Annotated in this window: 17 protein-coding genes; 11 read left to right on the top strand and 6 right to left on the bottom strand. The window is 72.9% G+C overall.

Going from position 1 to position 19,158, the window contains the following annotated elements; all coding sequences use genetic code 11:
- Positions 1-160 precede the first annotated feature (160 nt).
- The 5 genes from GA0070618_RS29845 to GA0070618_RS29825 are packed head-to-tail and all read right to left on the bottom strand — an operon-like array spanning position 161 to position 6,933.
- A complete protein-coding gene (locus GA0070618_RS29845; protein ID WP_088984607.1) occupies positions 161-1,369 on the bottom strand; it encodes a Gfo/Idh/MocA family protein in 1,209 nt (402 codons plus the stop codon).
- Entirely contained in the window at positions 1,366-2,850 is a 1,485-nt protein-coding gene (locus tag GA0070618_RS29840; RefSeq protein ID WP_088985941.1) for a mannitol dehydrogenase family protein, read from the bottom strand. The genes GA0070618_RS29845 and GA0070618_RS29840 overlap by 4 nt, the downstream gene beginning before the upstream one ends.
- Entirely contained in the window at positions 2,847-4,151 is a 1,305-nt protein-coding gene (locus GA0070618_RS29835) for an enolase C-terminal domain-like protein (RefSeq protein WP_088984606.1), read from the bottom strand. The genes GA0070618_RS29840 and GA0070618_RS29835 overlap by 4 nt, the downstream gene beginning before the upstream one ends.
- Positions 4,148-5,572: a glucuronate isomerase gene (gene uxaC / locus GA0070618_RS29830; protein WP_088984605.1), complete on the bottom strand. Its 1,425-nt coding sequence runs from the start codon at positions 5,570-5,572 to the stop codon at positions 4,148-4,150. Before uxaC ends, GA0070618_RS29835 begins: the two co-directional genes overlap by 4 nt.
- Positions 5,573-5,604: 32 nt before the next feature.
- A complete protein-coding gene (locus tag GA0070618_RS29825; protein WP_088984604.1) occupies positions 5,605-6,933 on the bottom strand; it encodes a Gfo/Idh/MocA family protein in 1,329 nt (442 codons plus the stop codon).
- A gap of 240 nt (positions 6,934-7,173) precedes the next feature.
- On the opposite strand from GA0070618_RS29825, the gene GA0070618_RS29820 reads away from it, so the two are divergent.
- The 8 genes from GA0070618_RS29820 to GA0070618_RS29785 are packed head-to-tail and all read left to right on the top strand — an operon-like array spanning position 7,174 to position 14,675.
- The gene (locus GA0070618_RS29820; RefSeq protein WP_088984603.1) at positions 7,174-8,292 is read left to right on the top strand and encodes a LacI family DNA-binding transcriptional regulator; all 1,119 of its coding nucleotides are present in this window, start codon (positions 7,174-7,176) and stop codon (positions 8,290-8,292) included.
- A 19-nt stretch (positions 8,293-8,311) separates the two neighbouring features.
- Entirely contained in the window at positions 8,312-9,652 is a 1,341-nt protein-coding gene (locus GA0070618_RS29815) for an ABC transporter substrate-binding protein (protein WP_088984602.1), read from the top strand.
- Between the two features lie 28 nt (positions 9,653-9,680).
- Positions 9,681-10,664 (top strand): carbohydrate ABC transporter permease, encoded by a 984-nt coding sequence (locus GA0070618_RS29810; protein ID WP_088984601.1) that lies wholly within the window; start codon positions 9,681-9,683, stop codon positions 10,662-10,664.
- On the top strand, positions 10,661-11,539 hold the full coding sequence (locus GA0070618_RS29805) for a carbohydrate ABC transporter permease (protein WP_088984600.1): 879 nt from the start codon (positions 10,661-10,663) through the stop codon (positions 11,537-11,539). The genes GA0070618_RS29810 and GA0070618_RS29805 overlap by 4 nt, the downstream gene beginning before the upstream one ends.
- A 4-nt stretch (positions 11,540-11,543) precedes the next feature.
- Positions 11,544-12,155 (top strand): hypothetical protein, encoded by a 612-nt coding sequence (locus tag GA0070618_RS29800; protein ID WP_088985940.1) that lies wholly within the window; start codon positions 11,544-11,546, stop codon positions 12,153-12,155.
- Complete coding sequence (locus tag GA0070618_RS29795; RefSeq protein WP_231931514.1) at positions 12,152-13,078, top strand: DUF6807 domain-containing protein; 927 nt, start codon at positions 12,152-12,154, stop codon at positions 13,076-13,078. Before GA0070618_RS29800 ends, GA0070618_RS29795 begins: the two co-directional genes overlap by 4 nt.
- Entirely contained in the window at positions 13,075-14,070 is a 996-nt protein-coding gene (locus tag GA0070618_RS29790) for a sugar kinase (protein WP_231931513.1), read from the top strand. The genes GA0070618_RS29795 and GA0070618_RS29790 overlap by 4 nt, the downstream gene beginning before the upstream one ends.
- On the top strand, positions 14,067-14,675 hold the full coding sequence (locus GA0070618_RS29785) for a bifunctional 4-hydroxy-2-oxoglutarate aldolase/2-dehydro-3-deoxy-phosphogluconate aldolase (protein ID WP_231931512.1): 609 nt from the start codon (positions 14,067-14,069) through the stop codon (positions 14,673-14,675). The genes GA0070618_RS29790 and GA0070618_RS29785 overlap by 4 nt, the downstream gene beginning before the upstream one ends.
- A 106-nt stretch (positions 14,676-14,781) precedes the next feature.
- On the opposite strand, the gene GA0070618_RS29780 is transcribed toward GA0070618_RS29785, so the two are convergent.
- Complete coding sequence (locus GA0070618_RS29780; RefSeq protein WP_088984597.1) at positions 14,782-15,798, bottom strand: LacI family DNA-binding transcriptional regulator; 1,017 nt, start codon at positions 15,796-15,798, stop codon at positions 14,782-14,784.
- Between the two features lie 193 nt (positions 15,799-15,991).
- Here GA0070618_RS29780 and GA0070618_RS29775 point away from each other — a divergent pair, with 193 nt between their 5' ends.
- From GA0070618_RS29775 to GA0070618_RS29765, 3 genes are read left to right on the top strand one after another with little or no spacing between them, the layout of a single operon-like run.
- Positions 15,992-17,143, top strand: a complete 1,152-nt coding sequence (locus tag GA0070618_RS29775; protein WP_088984596.1) for a Gfo/Idh/MocA family protein — start codon at positions 15,992-15,994, stop codon at positions 17,141-17,143.
- On the top strand, positions 17,140-18,291 hold the full coding sequence (locus GA0070618_RS29770) for a dihydrodipicolinate synthase family protein (RefSeq protein WP_088984595.1): 1,152 nt from the start codon (positions 17,140-17,142) through the stop codon (positions 18,289-18,291). Before GA0070618_RS29775 ends, GA0070618_RS29770 begins: the two co-directional genes overlap by 4 nt.
- Positions 18,288-19,130 (top strand): sugar phosphate isomerase/epimerase family protein, encoded by an 843-nt coding sequence (locus tag GA0070618_RS29765; RefSeq protein ID WP_231931511.1) that lies wholly within the window; start codon positions 18,288-18,290, stop codon positions 19,128-19,130. The genes GA0070618_RS29770 and GA0070618_RS29765 overlap by 4 nt, the downstream gene beginning before the upstream one ends.
- Positions 19,131-19,158: the final 28 nt, after the last annotated feature.

Below are 19,158 nucleotides of genomic sequence, written 5' to 3'. Positions count from 1 at the left end.
AATGAACACAATATGCAGCTATTTTGCAGTTAATTGTGGCAGGCGGTATTCGCCCGACCGGTGGTCGTCGGGAACGTGGTGGTCACGTCCGTTTTCCGGGGAACGCTGTCACCCCTCGTTTGCAGTGGTTTGCCGGTGACCCCGCTTCGGGCCCTCCGCCTCAGCCGCCCTCCCTCTCCGCCAGCGCGGTCCGCACCGGCGGCACCGCCCACGGCACCGCCAACTCCGACAGGAGCGCACCCGTCTCGGCCGCCCTGCGGAGCACCTCGTTGATCCCCCGGATGGTGACCACCCGGTCCGGGCCCGCCCCGGTCGTGGTGACCAGGTCGCCGCCGAGCAACGTCGGCTCGGGCGCGTTCTGGATCACCTCCAGCACGGCGGTGAACGGCGCGGTCCGGGCCAGCGGCGCGATCAGCGGCGTGCCGGTCGCCCGGTGGTCGAGCAGGTTCTCCAACAACCCGACCCGGCCGGGCACGCTGCGCGGTTCGGCGTCGCCGGGGAGCAGCAGCCGGTCCGTCGGGTACTCCAGCACCGCCCGGCCGGCGGTGCCCTCCACCAGCACCTCGCCCCGCACGAAGTCCTCCCCGGCCAGGGTCACCGCCGCCACGACGGGCGGCGCGCCCCGGAACTCGACCCGCATCGCGGCGGTGTCGTCCACCTCGATCGGGCGTACCCGGTACCGCTCCAGTTCCACCACGGTCGGTGTCACCGGCCGCCCGGCGACCGCCTCGGCGACCGCCAGGCACTGCATCCACGCGTGCGCGATCGGGTTGGCCAGCACCCCGTCCAGCACCGGACGGCCGTCGAGCGTGCGCCTTCCGGCCCACGGCGCGCGAGCGTAGTAGCCGTCCGGGCGCTGCCAGGCCGCCACCGTCGAGATGCCGAGGACGGTGCCCAGCCGGCCCTCGGCAACGGCCGTCACCAGCTCGCCGAGCGCGGCCGACCCGAGCGCCTGGAACCCGACCTGGCAGGCCCGGCCGGTCTCGGCGAGCACCGCGCTCAACGCGTCGTGCTCGGCTAGGGAGAGCACCGGTGGCTTCTCCAGCAGGACGTCCGCCCCGGCGGTCAGCACGTCCCGGGCGATCGGCAGGTGGGTGTGCGGGGGCGTGCAGACCACCACCGCGTCCGGCCGGGTCGCCCGCAGCATCTCCCGGTGGTCGGTGAACACGCCCGTGCCGTCGGGCACCGGAGCGTCCGGGTCCGGCTCCACCGGGCGGACGTCGACTAGGGCGACCAACCGCAGCCGCCCCGTCGCGTGCAGCGGCGCGATCACCCGCCGGTGCCACCGGCCGTGCCCGTTGGCACCGATCACCGCGACCCGGGGGACCGGGCCGCCCGCCGTGGACACCGGCCGGTCCGCAGCGGTCACGCCGCGCCCGCCAGCGTCGCCGCGACGCCGTGCCGGTCGAGGTCGGTCAGCCAACCGGTCACCGCCGCCCGGACCTCCTCGTCGCCGCCCAGCTCGGCCGGGAACACCTCGGTCAGCCCGAACAGGGCCTCGGTGACCCCGGCGGGGGTGTCCGGGTGCGCGGCGAGGGCGGCCCGGATCCGCTCGGCCAGCGGATCGTCCAGCGGCAGCGCCGTACCGTCGTCGGCCCGGCCCCGGACGAAGCGCATCCAGGCAGCCACCACGAGCGTGGCCCACCGCGCGTCTCGGCCGGCGGCGCGCAGGTCGGCGATGGTGTGCAGGACGCGCTGCGGCAGCTTCTGCGAGCCGTCCATCGCCACCTGGATGGCGCGGTGCCGGATCGCCGGGTTGGCGAACCGGGCGAGCACCTGGTCACCGTAGTCGACCACGGAGACCCTGTCCGGTGGGGTGAAGCTCGCCGCGACGTCCTCGGCGACCAGCCGGCGTAGCACCGGCTCCAGATGCGGCAGGGCGAGCGCGTCGGCGATGGTCTCCCGCCCGGCCAGCGCGCCGAGGTACGCGGCGGCCGAGTGCACCCCGTTGAGCGCGCGCAGCTTCAGCCGTTCCCAGGACCCGGCGTCGTCGGTGAGCACCGCCCCGGCCGCTCCCCAGTCCGGCCGGCCGCCCGGGAAGACGTCCTCGATCACCCACTGCGTGTACGGCTCCGCCGCGACCGCCGCGAGGTCGGCCACGCCCAGTGCCCGGCGTGCCTCGGCGAGGGTCTCCTCGGTGCTGGCCGGCACGATCCGGTCCACCATCGTGCCCGGGAAGGTGACGCAGGCCGCGACCCAGGCCACCGCCCGGTCCGGCACCCGGGCGTACGTCAGTGACTGCTCGACCAGGCCGCGCAGCCGGCGGCCGTTGGCCGGCAGGTTGTCGCAGCTGACCAGGGCGACCGGTCCGGCGTCGGCGGCGGCGCGGGCGAGCAGGCCGCGCACCAGCAGCCCCGGCACGGTGCACGGCGGCCGGTCGGTGGTCAGGTCGGCGACGACCTCAGGGTCGGGCCGCAGACGCCCGCTGACCGGGTCGAGCTGGTACGCCTTCTCCGTCACGGTGAGCGTGACCACCCGGACACGCGGGTCGGCCAGCAGGGCGACCACCGCCGCCGGGTCGCTGGCCGCGTGCCGCACCCCGGCGAGCGCGCCGACCACCTGCGTGTGGCTGCCCTCGGCGGAGGTGGTCGTCACGCTGAACAGCCCGTCCTGCGCGGCGAGGGTGGTGACCAGCCCGGTGCTGCGTGGCGCGACCCCGACGATGCCCCAGTCGCCACCGGAGCGCGCCATGGCCGCCTCGGTGTAGACCGCCTGGTGGGCCCGGTGGAACGCGCCGAGTCCCAGGTGGACGATGCCGACGTCGACCGTGCCGGGACGCACCAGCGGCCGGCTCGCCTCGGGCAGTCGACGCAGCGCTCCCAGCCCGAGCTGGCCGGTGCCCACGGTCATCGCCACACCGGGCCGTCCGGGAAGCGGAACTCGGCGATCGACTCCGGCTTCATGGTGGCGCTGTAGCCGGCTTCGGTGGGCAGCAGGTAGCGCCCCTCGCGGGTGCGGACCGGGTCGACGAAGTGCTCGTGCAGGTGGTCGACGTACTCGACCATCCGGCCGTCCAGGCTGGTGCCCACCCGCAGGTAGTCGAAGATCGCCAGGTGCTGGACGTACTCGCAGAGGCCGACGCCGCCGGAGTGCGGGCAGATCGGCACGCCGAACTTCGCGGCCATCAGGATCTCGGCGAGCACCTCGTTGACCCCGCCGACCCGGCACGAGTCGATCTGCATCACGCCGATCGCCTCGGCCTGGAGGAGCTGCTTGAAGATGACCCGGTTGGCGGCCACCTCGCCGGTGGCCACCCGGCACCGGCCGCCGGTCAGCTCGGTCACCGCGCGCGCGATCCGGGCGTGGCCGAGGATGTCGTCGGCGTGCGTCGGCTCCTCGATCCAGTACGGGTCGACCTCGGCCAGGGCGGTCATGTTGGTGATCGCCTCGTCGACGTCCCAGACCTGGTTGGCGTCCATCATCAGCAGCGCGTCCGGGCCGATCTCCGCCCGGATGATCCGCGCGCGGCGCAGGTCGTCGGCGGGCGGGCCGCCGACCTTCATCTTCATCGCCCGCCAGCCGGCCGCGTACGCCTCGCGGGTCAGCGCCCGCACCTTCTCGTCCGGGTAGCCCAGCCAGCCGACCGAGGTGGTGTACGACGGGAAGCCGTCCCGCTCCAGCAGGGCGATCCGGTCGGCCATCCCGTCGCGCCCCTTGTCCAGGATGGTGGCCGCCTCGTCCGGGGTGAGCGCGTCGGTGATGTGGTGGAAGTCGACGCTGTCCACGAGTTCCTCGGTGGACATCTCCGCCAGGAACCGCCACATCGGCTTGCCGGCGAGCTTGGCCCGCAGGTCCCACACCGCGTTGACCACCGCGCCGGTGGCCATGTGGATCACGCCCTTCTCCGGGCCGAGCCAGCGCAGCTGCACGTCGGCGCTGAGCGACCGCCAGAACGTCACCTGGTCGGCGGCGATCTCCTCGACCGTCTTCCCCTCGACGTGGTGCGCCAGCGCGCGCACCGCCGCACAGGTGATCTCGTTGCCCCGGCCGTTGGTGAAGGTGAAACCCGCCCCGGTGACGCCGGCGTCGGTGCGCAGCTCCACGTAGGTGGCCGAGTAGTCGCCCTTGTTGATCGCGTCCGAGCCGTCGCCGGTGCGCGCGGTGGGGAACCGCACGTCGTGCACGTCGACGCCGGTGATGGTGACGGTCATTGCTGTACCCCGATCTTGAAGACCTTCTTCGGCAGCCGGTACGCGAGGTCGACGATGGTCTCGGCCGCCTCGTCCTCGGCCAGCCGGTGCTCGGCGACCAGCCGGGCCAGGAAGGCCGCGTCGACCCGACGGGCCACGTCGTGGCGTACCGGGATGGAACAGAACGCCCGGGTGTCGTCGACGAACCCGGCGGTGTTGTAGAAGCCGGCCGACTCGGTCACCGACTCGCGGAACCGGCGCAGCACCTCCGGGGAGTCCAGGAACCACCAGGGCGCGCCGAGGTAGAGGGCGGCGTAGCCACCGGCGAGTGGGGCCAGTTCCCGGGTGAAGGTGTACTCGTCCAGGGTGTAGACCACCACGGTCAGCCGGGGGTCGTTGCCGTACGCGTCCAGCAGCGGGGTGAGCGCGTGCAGGTACTCGGTGGCCTGTGGGATGTCACCGCCGACGTCCCGGCCGTGGGTGGCGTACAGCCACTTGTTGTGGTTGCGCACGGAACCCGGGTGCAGCTGCATGACCAGGCCGTCGTCCAGCGACATCCGGGCGAACTCCACCAGCATGTGGGCCCGGAACGCCTCCGCGTCGGCCGCGTCGGCCTGTCCGCGTCGGCCCCGGTCGTACAGCGCCGCCGCCTCCGACTCGCCGAGGTTCAGGGTCAGGGCGGTGGGGTGGCCGTGGTCGGAGGAGGTGGCCCCGGCGGCGACGAAGGCCGCCCGCCGTTGCCGCAGGGCGCGCAGGAACCCGGCGTACGTGCCGGTGTCCTCCCCGGAGATCTCGGCGAGCTGGTCGACGTTGGCCGACCAGTTGTCGAACTCCATGTCCACCACGTTGTCCGGGCGGAACGTCGTGATCACCCGGCCGCCCGGCCCGCCCCAGCCGTCGGCGGCGAGCTTGGCGTGCCGGCCCAGGTCGTCCAGGGGCGACTCGGTGGTGGCGAGCACCTCGATGCCGAACCGCTCGAACAGCGCCCGGGGGCGGAACTCCGGCCGGGTCAGCTTGGCCGCGACCGCGTCGTAGACCTCGTCGGCGGTGGCCGGGGAGAGGGCGGTGTGCACGTCGAAGACCTCGCGGAAGGTCTGCTCCAGCCAGAGCCGGGACGGGGTGCCCCGGAACAGGTGCCAGTGGTCGACGAAGCGCCGCCAGATCCGTCGGCCGTCGCTCTCCACCGGGCTGCCGTCGACCGTCGGGACGCCCAGCTCGGCCGGGCGGACCCCCTGGCTGAGCAGCATCCGGGTGAGGTAGTGGTCCGGGACGATCAGCAGCCGCGCCGGATCGGGGAACGGCTGGTCGTCGGCGAGCAACGCCGGGTCGACGTGCCCGTGCGGCGAGATGATCGGCTGGCGGGCCGCCAGGGCGTACAGCTCCCGGGCCAGGGCGCGTTGTCCCGGTTCGGCGGGGAAGAGCAGGTCGGGATTCGTCGGCACGGGTGTCGCTCCTCGGGCGTTCGGCGGGCGGATCAGGGCAGGGTCAGCAGGTCGGCGACCCGGACCGGCTGCCCGGTGTCGAAGGATCGGTTGGCGGCCAGGCCGGTGAGCAGCGCCAACGCGCCGTCCTGGGCGGTCGCCGCGCGACCCATCGGGTCGGCTTCGCCGCCGAAGAGCACCCGGGTCATCCGGGCGTCCGCGCCGCCGTGCCCCGCCCGGGTGTACCCCTCGACCGGCACGGTCTGCGGCGGGGACCAGAACGGCCGCAGGGTGATGGTCGCCGAGCCGGCCTCGGCCGCGGCCTCGTTGCCGTGCAGCGCGGCGCCCTTGAGCGCGCCGGCGGCCTGCGGGCTGACGAAGTCGCTCTCCACGACCTCCAGCTCCAGCCGGCCCCGGCTGCCGTTGACCATCACCCGGTAGCCCTCCCACGGGGCGTACGCGGTGAGGTGGTAGGTCATGGTCGCGCCGCTGGAGTAGCGGGTCAGCACCGCCATGTCGTCCTCGATGGTGACGCCCGGGGCGAACACGTTGCGGTCGCGGTGGTAGCCGTCCTCGCCCTCGGCGTCGAGGTACAACTCCCGCAGCCGGGGGTGCGCGGCCAGGTGCAGGGCGAACGGGTCGTCGGACGCGGCGGGGGAGCCGTGCACCCGGTCGTAGTCGCGGGCGTAGCCGTGGCGGCGGCCGTGCTCGCCGTAGAAGAAGAGCCGGCCGGCGGCGTAGACCTCGACCGGGGTGGCGTCCAGCCACCAGTTGACCAGGTCGAAATGGTGGCTGGCCTTGTGCACCATCAGCCCGCCCGAGTTGGCCCGGTCGCGGTGCCAGCGGCGGAAGTAGTCGGCCCCGTGCCGGACGTCGAGCAGCCACTCGAAGTGCACCGAGCCGATCTCGCCGACCGCCCCGTCCGCGAGCAGCTGCCGCACCTTCTCGTGCAAAGGGTTGTAGCGATAGTTGAACGCAACCCGCACCTGCCGGCCGGTTTCCGCCACCGCGTCGAGGATCCGCTGGCAGCGGGGGGCGTCGACGGTCATCGGCTTCTCGGTCACCACGTCGCAGCCGGCGCGCAGCGCGGCCACGATGTACTCGTCGTGGGTGACGTCGACGCTGGTCACCAGCACCACGTCGACCCGCTCCTTGGCGAGCATCGCGGTGAACTCGTCGGCCCGGTAGGTCGGCACGGCGGGGTGGCCGAGCTCGGCCAGCCAGCGGTTGTGCGCGTCCATCCTGGCCTGGTTGACGTCGGCGAAGGCGACCAGTTCGGCGGTTTCGGCGTGGTCGAGCACCAGGGCCCGGACGAACATCTCGGCCCGGGCTCCGGCGCCCACCAGGGCGTGCCGAACCCGCGGTCCGGTTCCGGATGACATCACGATCGCCTCCCGGCGGCTGCAAAGGTTTGCAGCGAAGTAACCATGCCGGTTACGCCTGCGTCAACGGTCGATGTCAAAGCGGCGGTATACATCCTGGTTTGCCCTAGTAGTTCCGGGCAATGGGAGCGCGGCCGAAACCGAACCGACATCGAAGAACCCGTTGACAGCAACACAACCGTTTGCATTAATTGGCGACACCCACGTGACCACAGCCACACCCGCAACCAAGGGGTCGCCGTGCCAGCCACCATCCGAGACGTCGCGCGGGCCTCCGGCGTGCACATCTCCACGGTTTCCCGCACGTTCTCGGCCCCGCACCTGGTCAATCCGGAGACCCGGGTCCGGGTCCTCGCCTGCGCCGAGGAACTCGGCTACCGGCCGAACCGGGCCGCCCGGGCCCTGATCACCGGACGGACGCACAACATCGGCCTGATCATCGCCGACATCGCCAACCCGTTCTTCCCGCCTCTGATCAAGGCGGCGGAGAGCCAGGCCCGACACCGCGACTACCACGTCTTCGTCGCCGACACGAACGAGGACCCGGTCGCCGAGGAGGAACTGGTCCACGCGCTGGCCAAGCAGGTGGACGGCGTCCTGCTCTGCAGCCCCCGGATGAGCAACAGCCTGATCGAACAGCTCAGCCGGGAGGTGCCGTTGGTGGTGATAAACCGCCAGGTCGCCGGCCTGCCCTGCGTGATGATGGACGTGGGTCAGGGCGCCCGGGCCGCGATCGAGCACCTGCTCGACCTCGGCCACCGGAAACTGGCCCTGCTCAGTGGCCCCCGTGGTTCCTGGACCAGCCGGGAGATCCGCCGGTCCGCCGTCGCGGCGGCCCGCAGCGGGGGCGCGGAGCTGACCGTGCTCGGCCCCAACCCGCCCACCGAGACCGGCGGCGCCGGACTGGCCGACCAGGTCCGCCGCAACGGGGTCTCGGCGGTGCTCGCCTACAACGACCTGATGGCGATCGGGCTCATCGAGGGCCTCGACGCGTACGGGATCCGGGTGCCGCAGGACGTCAGCGTCGTCGGGATCGACGACATCACGCTGAGCCGGCTCACCCGACCCAAGTTGACGACGGTGGCCACGCCTACCTCGGCCGCCGGCCGGACGGCCGTGGACATGCTCCTGCAACACGACACCGGCGTTCGCGCGCGCGGTGTCCGCAGCGGCACGTCCGACGACCGTCGCACCACCGCACAGGTAATGCTCCAGACCGAACTGGTCATCCGCGACTCGACCGCACCCGCAACCCCGGACGGTCGAAGCCGTTCCGGTGCCGTCGCCGACCCGGACCCGCACTGTCCTGCGGGCCCGGGTCACCCGGTGGCGGCCACCGGTGGCGTCGTCGCCTCCTAACGCCAAGGAGTGAGCGCACATGCACCCCGCAACCACCCCCACCGCCGGCCCGCCCCCCGGGCCTTCCCACCGTACTCCCCGCCGTCGCCTGCTTCGCGGCCTGCTCGCGGCGGTCGTCGCCGCGCCGCTGGTGCTCGGTGCCGCAGCCTGCGGCGACGACGAGGCGCCCAGCTCCGACCCGAACGCCCCGGTCAAGCTCTCCATCTTCTGGTGGGGCGGCGAGGCCCGGGCGAAGCTGACCGAGGAGGCGCTGGCCCTCTACACCAAGAAGCACCCGAACGTCACGTTCGAGAAGACCTGGCAGGCCAACCAGGGCTACTTCGACAAGCTGGCCACCCTCACCGCGGGCGGCAACCCGCCGGACATCTTCCAGATCGACGACAACTACCTGTCGGAGTACGCCGGCCGTAACACCACCCTCGACCTGACGAAGTACAAGGACGACGGGGACCTCGACGTGTCGAAGTTCCCGGAGAGCCTCTGGCAGTACGGCGTGGTGGACGGCAAGCTGGCCGGCATGGCCGCCGGGGAGAACACCCAGGGCCTGGTCTACAACAAGACCCTCCTCCAGAAGAACGGCCTGCCCGAGCCGACCACCGGCCAGAGCTGGGAGGAGCACATCGCCTGGGCCGAGCAGGTCGCGAAGAAGACCAAGCTCGGCACGCAGGACCCGAGCGCCGACTACAAGGCGTTCTGGGTGTGGCTGCGCCAGCAGGGCAAGGACCTCTACAACGGCTCCGACCTCGGCTTCACCGTCGAGGACGTGACCAAGTGGTTCGAGCTGTGGAAGGGCGCCCGGGACCGCAGGGCGACCCCCACCCCGGACGTCATCCACGAGGGCAACGCCACCGACATCACCAAGCAGCTCGTGGTGACCGGCAAGGCGGCGACCTCCTGGGTCTGGGTCAACCAGATGCCGGAGCTGAAGAAGAACACCAAGGACGAACTCGGCGTGATCGCGTACCCGGGCGACCCGAGCGCCCAGTGGGCCCGCGCCTCGATGTACTGGTCGGTGTTCCGGGGCAGCAAGCACAAGGACGTCGCCGTCGACGTGCTCAACTTCCTCGCCAACGACCCGGAGGCGGTCAAGATCCTCGGCACCGACCGGGGACTGCCCTCCAACCTCGACCTGCGCAAGCAGGTCAGCGACGCGGTCTCCGACCCGGCCATGAAGCAGTCCATCCAGGTCGAGTCGGACCTCGCGCAGAAGTTCGGCGCGGCACCGCAGGTGCCGATCAAGGGGCACAGCAAGGTCCGGTCCGAGCTGACCAAGGCCGCGGAGAACGCCCAGTACGGGCGGGCCACCCCGGCCGAGGCGGCGAAGCAGTTCGTCGACGCCTGCAAGTCCGCCATCGCCTGACCCGCCAACGTTCGGAAGGAGTCGGCCCGTGGCCCTGACCACCGCGCCCGACCCGACCCGCCGCGGCACCGGATCCGTCCGGCCCCACGCCAACCGGCGCGGGGCCGGCGGATTCCGGAACAGCGAAGGTCTGGCGGGTTACGTCTTCCTGTCGCCCTGGCTCATCGGTCTGATGGCCGTCACGGCGATCCCCATGCTCCTGTCGCTCTATCTGAGCTTCACCAACTACGACATCCTGACCCCCTGGTCAGAGGTCGAGTGGGTGGGGTTCGCCAACTACGAGCGCATGTTCACCAGCGACCCGTCCTACTGGCACGCGGTCCAGGTGACCCTGAAGTTCGCCCTGATCGCGGTCCCGCTCAAGCTGGCCGCCGCGCTCGGGGTGGCCCTGCTGCTCAACCACGCCTGGCGCGGGGTCGGGCTGTTCCGGGGCCTGTTCTACCTGCCGTCGCTGCTCGGCGGCAGTGTCGCGCTCGCCATCGTCTGGGTGAACATGTTCAACCGGGACGGCGCGTTCAATTCGCTGCTCGGCCTGTTCGGCATCGAGGGCAAGCCCTGGGTCAACGACCCCGACTGGGCGCTGGAGACCCTGATGGTCCTGGCGATCTGGCAGTTCGGCGCGCCCATGGTGATCTTCCTGGCCGGCCTCAAGCAGGTCCCGACCGAGCTGTACGAGGCGGCCTCGGTCGACGGGGCCAACAAGTGGCGGCAGTTCCGCAACGTCACCCTGCCCATGCTCTCCCCGGTGATCTTCTTCAACCTGGTGCTGGAGACCATCAACGGCTTCCAGGGCTTCACCGCCGCGTTCGTGCTCAGCAACGGCACCGGCGGGCCGGTGGACTCGACCCTGATGTACACGCTCAACCTCTACATCGCCGGGTTCACCGACCTGAGCATGGGCTACGCCTCGGCGATGGCCTGGGTCTTCCTCATCGCCATCGCCATCATCACCGTGGTCTTCTTCAGCACCGGTCGGTTCTGGGTGCACTATTCGGACGGGGAGGACCGGTGACGGCGATCGCAACCCCGGCGGCCGTCCGGCGGCGCGGTGGCGCCGGCCGGCAGACGGTACGCCTGCTCGTGCTGGTCGCGATCCTGGGCGTGGTGCTCTACCCGCTGTTCTGGATGCTCGGCACGTCGGTGAAGTCCCAGCAGGAGATCGTCAACAACATCGGCCTGCTGCCGGAGGTCTTCACCCCGGGCAACTACCGGGACGGGTGGACCAACTTCGACGTCAGCTTCGGTCGGTTCTTCCTGAACAGCGCCATGGTCAGCCTGCTGTCGGTGGTCGGCAACGCGGTCTCCTGCCTGCTGGCCGCGTACGCCTTCGCGCGGTTGCGGTTCAAGCTGCGGGGCGTCTGGTTCGCCGTGATGATCGGGACGCTGCTGCTCCCCGGTCACGTGCTGATCGTGCCGCAGTACATCCTCTTCCGGAGCATGGGCATGGTCGGCGGCGACTGGCCGTACCTGCCCCTGCTGGTGCCGCAGTTCCTGGCCACCGAGGCGTTCTTCGTATTCCTCATGGTGCAGTTCATGCGGGGCATCCCCCGCGAGCTGGACGAGGCTGCCAAGATCGACGGAGCCAGCTCCTTCGGCATCTTCCGGCACGTGATCCTGCCGCTGAGCCGACCGGCGCTGGTCACCACGGCGATCTTCTCGTTCATCTGGACCTGGAACGACTTCTTCCGGCAGTTGGTGTTCCTCTCCGAACTCCAGGACTACACCGTCCCGGTGGCGCTGACCCTGTTCATCGACTCCACCAGCCAGAGCGCGGTCGGGCCGATGTTCGCCATGTCGGTGCTCTCCCTGCTGCCGGTGTTCCTGTTCTTCGTCGCCTTCCAGCGGATGCTGGTCGAGGGCATCAACACCAGCGGTTTGAAGGGGTGAGGTGATGAGCGTCGACGCGCCCGCCCGGCGGGACTGGCGGGACACCGCCCGCGACGCCAGCGACCTGGCGGTGCTCGGCTTCGCCCTGGTCCTGGCCGCGCTGCCGGTGCTGACCGCCGGGGCGGCCGTCGCATGCGCCAGCGCGGCGGTGCACGACTGGCTGACCACGGGAACGTGGCCGTCGGCGCGCGACAACCTGCGCCGGTACGGCCGGGCGCTCCTGCCCGGCGTACCGGTGACCCTGCTGGCCCTGGCCGTCGCCGCGCTGGTGGTGCTGGACCTCACCGCCCTGGCCCGGGGCGCGGTGCCCGGGGGCCCGCCGATGATGCTGGTCACCGCCGTGGTGGTGGCCGCAGCCCTCGGGTACGCCGCGGTGGCCGTGGTCGAGGTCGGCCGGACCGGCGGTCGGGGCTGGCGGGCGGCGGCCCGGACCGCCGCCCGGTCCTGCCTCGACCGGCCGGCGCTCTGGGCCGGCACCGGGGCGGTGGCGGCGATCGTCCTGCTGCTCACCGTCCTGGTCCACCCGGTCGCGGTGCCGGTCCTCGCCGGGTACGCCGTGGCCGCCCTGCACGCCGTGAGCCGTCGTCTTCCGGCGACCCGATGGGAGCACCCGTGACCGGAACGACCAGAACGCCGCCCGGCGACCATCTGTCCGACCCGCGCCGGCCGACCCGGCCGGACGTCGACCCGGGGAACCCGGACGACCCCCGCCTGCTGGTGGGGGAGCGGGAGGTGGCCCGGTACGTCCTCGCCCCGGCCCTGGACGCCACCCACGGCCCCCGTCCCTACCTGCACCCGGTGCGGACCCTGGCCGGCACGGCGGTCACCGACGCGCTCCCCGCCGACCACGTCTGGCACCTCGGGGCCTCCCTGACCGTGCAGGACGTCAACGGCACCAACCTGTGGGGCGGGCGGACCTACGTCCGGGGCACCGGCTACACCTGGCGGGAGGACCACGGGCGGATCCGCCACGTCGACTGGGCGCTGCGGGACCCCGACCGGCTGGAGCACCGCCTGCAGTGGTGCGACCGCGACGGCGGGGTCCTGCTCACCGAGCGACGCCGGCTCGCCGCGCGGGCCCTCGACGACGGCTGGGTGCTGGGCCTCGACTACACCCTCACCGCTCCCGACGACACTGACGTCACCCTCGGTAGCCCGGCCACCAACGGTCGCCCCGGCGGGGCCGGCTACGGCGGGTTCTTCTGGCGGGCCGTCGCCGCCACCCCGCCCCGGGTCTTCACCGCGCTCGCCGAGGGGGAGGAACGGGTCAACGGCAGCGCCGAGCCCTGGGTCGCGCTGGCCGGCAGCACGGCGGAGGGCGCGGCGTACACCCTGCTCTTCGCCGGTCTCGCCGACGGCGACCGGTGGTTCGTCCGCAGCAGCATGTACCCGGGGGTGTGCGCGGCGTTCGCCTTCGACACGCCCCGGGTGATCCCGGCCGGCGCCTCCCGGTCGGGCCGGCACCGGATCGCGGTGCTCGACGGGCACCTCGACCGGGAGGCCGCGACCGCGCTGGCCGCCCGGCTGGACCGCCCGTGACCGGCGGCCCACCGGCCCCGGAGGTGGTCACCGTCGGGGAGACCATGGTGGTGTTCAGCCCCGACGGGCCGGTCCCGCTGGACCGGGCCGAGCGGGTGGCGGTGCACGTCGGCGGCGCGGAGTCCAACGTCGCCATGTACCTCGCCGCGCTCGGTCACCGGGTCGCCTGGGCGAGCCGGGTCGGGGACGACCCGTTCGGCCGGATGGTGCTGCGGCACGTCGCCGACGCCGGGGTCGACGTCACCGGGGTCACCGTCGACCCGGACGCGCCGACCGGCGTCTACGCCAAGGACCCGACCCCCGACGGGACCCGCGTCCACTACTACCGGGCCGGCTCGGCGGCGTCCCGGCTTGATCCGACGCTGCTCGACCACCCCGGTGTCGCCGGTGCCCGGCTGCTGCACCTCAGCGGCATCACGCCGGTGCTCTCCGCGTCCTGCCGGGCGCTGGTCGAGGCGGCGCTGGTGGCACGGGCGCTGCCCGGTGCCACGGTCAGCTTCGACGTCAACTACCGGCCCCGCCTGTGGCCGGTCGAACAGGCCGCGCCGGTCCTGCGGGACCTCGCCGACCACGCCGACGTGGTCTTCGTGGGGCTGGACGAGGCGTGGACGCTGTGGCGTACCCCCGACCCGGCGGCGGTGCGCCGGCTCCTGCCCGGACCGTCCGTGGTGGTGGTCAAGGACGGGGCGGTGGGCGCGACCGCGTTGGCCCGCGAGGGCCGGGTGAGCTTCGTGCCGGCGCTGCGCGTCCCGGTGGTCGAGCCGGTCGGCGCGGGCGACGCGTTCGCCGCCGGCTACCTGTCCGCGCTGCGGCGTGACCTCGACCCGGTGACCACCCTGCGCTGGGGCCACCTGGTCGCCGCGCACGCCCTGCGGGTGCCCGGGGACCAGGCCCCGCTGACCGCGCGGGCGCACCTCGACGACCTGGCCGGCGTGCCGGCCGACCGCTGGCCGACGGTGCGCCTGCCCGAACCCCGCCACGAGAGGACATGACCATGTCTCCGCACGACTTCGCCCCGGTCTTCGGCCGCGCGCGGGTGATGGTGATCCTGCGCGACCTGCCGGCGGAGGAGACCGTCCGGCTCGCCGGCCGGGCCTGGGACCTGGGCATCGACGTGGTGGAGGTGCCGGTGCGCACCCCGGACGCGCTGCCCGCCCTGCGGGCCGCGGTGAAGGCCGGCGCGGAGCGGGACCGCCGGGTGGGGGCGGGCACGGTCTACACCGTCGAGCAGGTACGCGAGGCCGCGGACGCCGGGGCGGCGTTCACCGTCGCGCCGGGTTTCGACCCGGCGGTGGTGGACGCCGCCACCGGGTGCGGCCTGCCACACCTGCCGGGGGTGGCCACCCCCACCGAGGCGCAGCGGGCCCGGGACCACGGGCTGCGGTGGCTCAAGGCGTTCCCCGCCGCCAGCCTCGGTCCGCAGTGGTTCCGCGCGGTCGCCGGGCCTCTGCCCGAACTGTCCTTCGTGGCCACGGGTGGGATCGACGCCGGCAACGCCGGTGACTTCCTCGCCGCCGGGGTACGGGTGGTGGCGGTCGGCTCCGCGTTGGCCGACCCGGCGCAGATCGACCGGCTCGCCGAACTGGCCCGTGGCTGAGCCGCCCCGGGGCCGGGGGAGCCGTCCGGACGCGGCGGCCGTGGACTGCTGCCCGACCACACCGGCCGGCCGTCGGTCGGCGAGCCCGCCGGTGCCGAGCGGCCGGTCAGGCGGGTGCCGGCGCGGTGCTGTCGCGCAGGACCACCCCGGCGTCGAGCACCTCGATCCGGTCGCCGACCTTGCCCGGCTCCAGCGCCAGGGTCATCGCCCGCGCGCCCATCTCGACCAGCGGAAGCCGGACGGTGGTCAGGGTCGGCGTGACGTCACGGGCGATCGGCATGTCGTCGAAGCCGGTGACCGAGACCTGGTCGGGCACGGCCACGCCCCGGACCCGCAGCAGCGACAGCGCGCCGACCGCCATGGAGTCGTTGAGCGCCACGATCGCCGTCACGTCGGGCACCGCGTCGAGGAGACTGGCGGTCGCCTCGGCTCCGCTGTCCCGGTCGAACTCGGCGTAGCGGATCTGCTCCTCGGGCAGGGACAGATCCTGTTCGGCGAGGGCGCGGCGCAACCCGACCAGCCGGTCGGTGGTCGTGGTGAGCAGCCGGGGGCCGGCCACCACCCCGATCCGCCGGTGACCGAGTGCGAGCAGTTCCCGGGCGAGCAGGTAGGCGCCGTTCTCGTTCGCCGGCATCACCGCGTCGCCGGCGTGCTCGTGTCGTCCGATCACCGCGACCCGGCCGCCGGTCGCCTCGTACGCGGCGAGCTGCTCGTTGAGGCGGGTGGTGAAGCTCGGATCGTGGTAGCCGGAGCCGGCCAGGATCATCGCCGCGACCTGCTGACCGCGTAGCAGGTCGACGTACTCCAGTTCCCGTTCCGGGTCGCGGTAGCTGTTGCAGATGATCAGCAGCTTGCCGCAGGCGGTCGCGACCCGTTGCAGGCCCCGGGTGATCTCGGCGAAGTACGGGTCGGAGACGTCGTGCACGATGACGCCGACCACGCTGCGCTGGGGACGGGCCAGGAGCTGGGCGTGGGCGTTCGGGACGTAGCGGAGGTCGGCGACCGCCCGCAGCACCCGGTCGCGCAGCTCCTCGGTGACGGTCTTGCTGCTGCCGTTGATAACCCGCGATGCGGTCGCGGGGGAGACCCCGGCCCGCCGGGCGACGTCGGCCAGCGTCGCCATGGCCACCCCCGAGTTGCTCTGCTGATGTGGTCGCGCCGTGAGGCGCGGCCCCAGGTTACCGCAGCGCCCGGGACGGTCCCAGCCGCGTGAGCTCCGGCACGCCGGGGCAACGGGCCGGGGAAAGGCCTTGCCCGGCGGGTCGGCGGCCCATACCCTGCTTGGGAAAGCGCTTGCCTGAGGTGGAAGGAAGATCATGACCCGCAGGCCGATCGGCATCATCCTCAACGGCGTCACCGGCCGGATGGGGTACCGCCAGCACCTCGTCCGCTCCCTGCTCGCCATCCGTGAGCAGGGCGGCGTCCCGCTGGACGACGGCACCACCGTCTGGCCGGAGCCGGTGCTCGTGGGCCGGAGCGAGACCCGGCTCCGCGAGATCGCGGAGCGCCACGGTCTGGCCGACTGGACCACCGACCTGAGCGCGGCGCTGGCCCGCGACGACGTCAAGATCTACTTCGACGCGCAGGTGACCCAGCAGAGGGAGAAGGCGATCCGGCAGGCCATCGACGCCGGTAAGCATATCTACACCGAGAAGCCCCTCGCCGAGACCAGCTCCGGCGCGCTGGAGCTGGCCCGCGCCGCGAGCGCCGCCGGGCTGCGCACCGGAGTGGTCCAGGACAAGCTCTTCCTGCCCGGCCTGCGCAAACTCAAGCGGCTCATCGACGGCGGCTTCTTCGGCCGGATCCTGTCGGTACGCGGCGAGTTCGGCTACTGGGTCTTCGAGGGCGACTGGCAGCCCGCCCAGCGTCCCTCCTGGAACTACCGCGCCGAGGACGGCGGCGGCATCGTCGTCGACATGTTCCCGCACTGGCAGTACGTGCTGGAGGAGCTCTTCGGCGAGGTCAAGGCGGTCACCACGGTCATCGCCACGCACATCCCGCGCCGGGTCGACGAGTCCGGCAACTCCTACCCGGCCACCGCCGACGACGCCGCGTACGGCATCTTCGAACTGGCCGGCGGGATCGTCGCCCAGCTCAACTCCTCCTGGTGCGTCCGGGTCAACCGCGACGAGCTCGTCGAGTTCCAGGTCGACGGCACCGAGGGCAGCGCGGTCGCCGGGCTGCGGGGCTGCAAGATCCAGCACCGGGCGGTCACCCCGAAGCCGGTCTGGAACCCGGACCTGCCGGTGACCGAGGACTTCCGGTCCCAGTGGACCGAGGTGCCGGACAACGAGGAGTTCGACAACGGCTTCAAGGTGCAGTGGGAGGCGTTCCTGCGGCACGTCGTCGCCGGCGAGCCGTTCCGCTGGGACTTCCTCGCCGGGGCACGCGGGGTGCAGATGGCCGAGCTGGGCCTGGTCTCGGCCCGCGAGGGCCGCCGGGTCGAGGTGCCGGAGCTGGACCGATGACCGTCGAGGTGCGGCTGCCGGGCGGCGAGACGTACCGGCTCGGCGGCGGGGCCGGGTTCGCCCGCCCCGCCGGCCCACCGACCTCCCGGATCGCGTACGCCGCCGCGCACGTGGTCGCCGACCCCACCGCCGAGAACGTCCCCGGCGCCCCGGCCGCCCTGGACTGGGAGACCACCCTGGCCTTCCGCCACCACCTCTGGGCCCACGGCTTCGGGGTCGCCGAGGCGATGGACACCGCCCAGCGGGGCATGGGACTCGACCACGCGGCCACCCGCGAGCTGATCCGCCGCAGCGCCGCCGAGGCCCGGTCCGTCGGCGGGCGGATCGTCGCCGGGGTCAACACCGACCACCTCCCCCCGGGCAGCTACCCGGTGGCCGAGCTGACCGCCGCGTACCGCGCCCAGCTGGAGGAGGTGCTGACCGCGGGGGCCCGCCCGGTGCTGATGTGCAGCCGGCACCTCGCCGCGGCGGCGACCAGCGCCGACGACTACCTGACCGTCTACTCCGAACTGCTGGCGGCCAGCGACGAGCCGGTGGTGCTGCACTGGCTCGGCGACATGTTCGACCCCGCGCTTCACGGCTACTGGGGCGCCACCGACCTGGACCTGGCCGCCGACACCGTGGTCCAGCTCGTCAAGGACCACGCCGACAAGGTCGACGGCATCAAGGTCTCCCTGCTCGACGCCGGCCGCGAGATCGCCCTGCGTCGCCGGCTGCCCGCCGGGGTGCGCCTCTACACCGGCGACGACTTCCACTACCCGGAACTGATCCGGGGCGACGAGCAGGGGTACTCCGACGCCCTGCTGGGGATCTTCGCCGCCATCGCCCCGGCCGCCGGAGCGGCGCTGGCCGCCCTGGACGCCGGGGACCTCGACACGTACGAGCGGATCATGGCGCCGACCGTGCCGCTGGCCCGACACCTGTTCGGTGCCCCCACCTGGCACTACAAGACCGGGATCGTCTTCCTGGCCTGGCTCACCGGCCACCAGGAGCACTTCACCATGGTCGCCGGGCAGCAGGCCGGCCGGTCCCCGGCGCACCTGGCCCGGCTGCTCGTCCTCGCCGACCGTGCCGGACTGCTGCCCGACGCCGAACGGGCCGCCGCGCGGGCCCGGGCCTTCTTCACCGTCGCCGGAGTGGCCCAGTGACCGCCCCGCAGGTCGTGCCGGACGTCGGCCACGCGGCGGGGCTGGCCCGGTTCTCCTTCAACCAGGCGACCGCCAAGCACTGGCCTCTCGAAGAGGCGGTCGCCGGCTGTGTCGACGCGGGCGTACCCGGCATCGGACTGTGGCGCGAACCGGTCGGTGAGTACGGCGCGCAACGGGCCGCACGCCTCGTCCGGGCCGCCGGACTCACCGTCACCTCGCTCTGCCGCGGCGGGTTCTTCACCGCCGACGACTGGCGGACGGAGAACCTGCGGGCCATCGAGGAGGCGGCCACCCTGGACTGCCCGGTGCTGGTGCTGGTCGCGGGCGGGCTGCCCCCGGGCAGCCGCGACCTCGACGGCGCCCGGCAGCGGGTCGCCGACGGGATCGCCGAGCTGGCCCCGCACGCCGCCGCGGCCGGGGTGACCCTCGCCATCGAACCGCTGCACCCGATGTTCTGCGCGGACCGGTGCGTGATCGCCACCCTCGGCCAGGCCCTCGACATCGCCGAACGGTTCGAGCCCGGCACGGTTGGGGTGGTGGTGGACGCGTACCACGTCTGGTGGGACGACACGGTCTACCACCAGATCGCGCGGGCCGGGGACCGGATCGCGGCGTTCCAGGTGTGCGACTGGACCACCCCGTTGCCGGAGGGGGTGCTGCTCGGGCGGGCCCTGCCCGGCGAGGGCTGCATCGACCTGCGCCGGCTGCGAAGGGCGGTGGACGCCGCCGGCTACACCGGCCCGATCGAGGTGGAGGTCTTCCACGCCGACGTGTGGGCCCGCCCCGGCCGGGAGGTGCTGGACGCCTCCGTCCGGGGCTACCGGGAACACGTGCTCTGACGCCGACCGCCGCCGCCCGGTCCCCTCC

The sequence above is a fragment of the Micromonospora echinospora genome, from assembly GCF_900091495.1.
Taxonomy (GTDB): domain Bacteria; phylum Actinomycetota; class Actinomycetes; order Mycobacteriales; family Micromonosporaceae; genus Micromonospora; species Micromonospora echinospora.
This window is presented reverse-complemented; position numbering and strand designations above follow the sequence as displayed.

What these genes read in the sequence shown, in the direction of transcription:
- GA0070618_RS29800 (WP_088985940.1), top strand. Translation starts at nt 11,544, where the DNA reads ATGAGCGTCGACGCGCCCGCCCGGCGGGACTGGCGGGACACCGCCCGC.
- GA0070618_RS29840 (WP_088985941.1), bottom strand. Translation starts at nt 2,850, where the DNA reads ATGACCGTGGGCACCGGCCAGCTCGGGCTGGGAGCGCTGCGTCGACTG.
- GA0070618_RS29815 (WP_088984602.1), top strand. Translation starts at nt 8,312, where the DNA reads ATGCACCCCGCAACCACCCCCACCGCCGGCCCGCCCCCCGGGCCTTCC.
- GA0070618_RS29785 (WP_231931512.1), top strand. Translation starts at nt 14,067, where the DNA reads ATGACCATGTCTCCGCACGACTTCGCCCCGGTCTTCGGCCGCGCGCGG.
- GA0070618_RS29775 (WP_088984596.1), top strand. Translation starts at nt 15,992, where the DNA reads ATGACCCGCAGGCCGATCGGCATCATCCTCAACGGCGTCACCGGCCGG.
- GA0070618_RS29770 (WP_088984595.1), top strand. Translation starts at nt 17,140, where the DNA reads ATGACCGTCGAGGTGCGGCTGCCGGGCGGCGAGACGTACCGGCTCGGC.
- GA0070618_RS29825 (WP_088984604.1), bottom strand. Translation starts at nt 6,933, where the DNA reads ATGTCATCCGGAACCGGACCGCGGGTTCGGCACGCCCTGGTGGGCGCC.
- GA0070618_RS29780 (WP_088984597.1), bottom strand. Translation starts at nt 15,798, where the DNA reads ATGGCGACGCTGGCCGACGTCGCCCGGCGGGCCGGGGTCTCCCCCGCG.
- GA0070618_RS29835 (WP_088984606.1), bottom strand. Translation starts at nt 4,151, where the DNA reads ATGACCGTCACCATCACCGGCGTCGACGTGCACGACGTGCGGTTCCCC.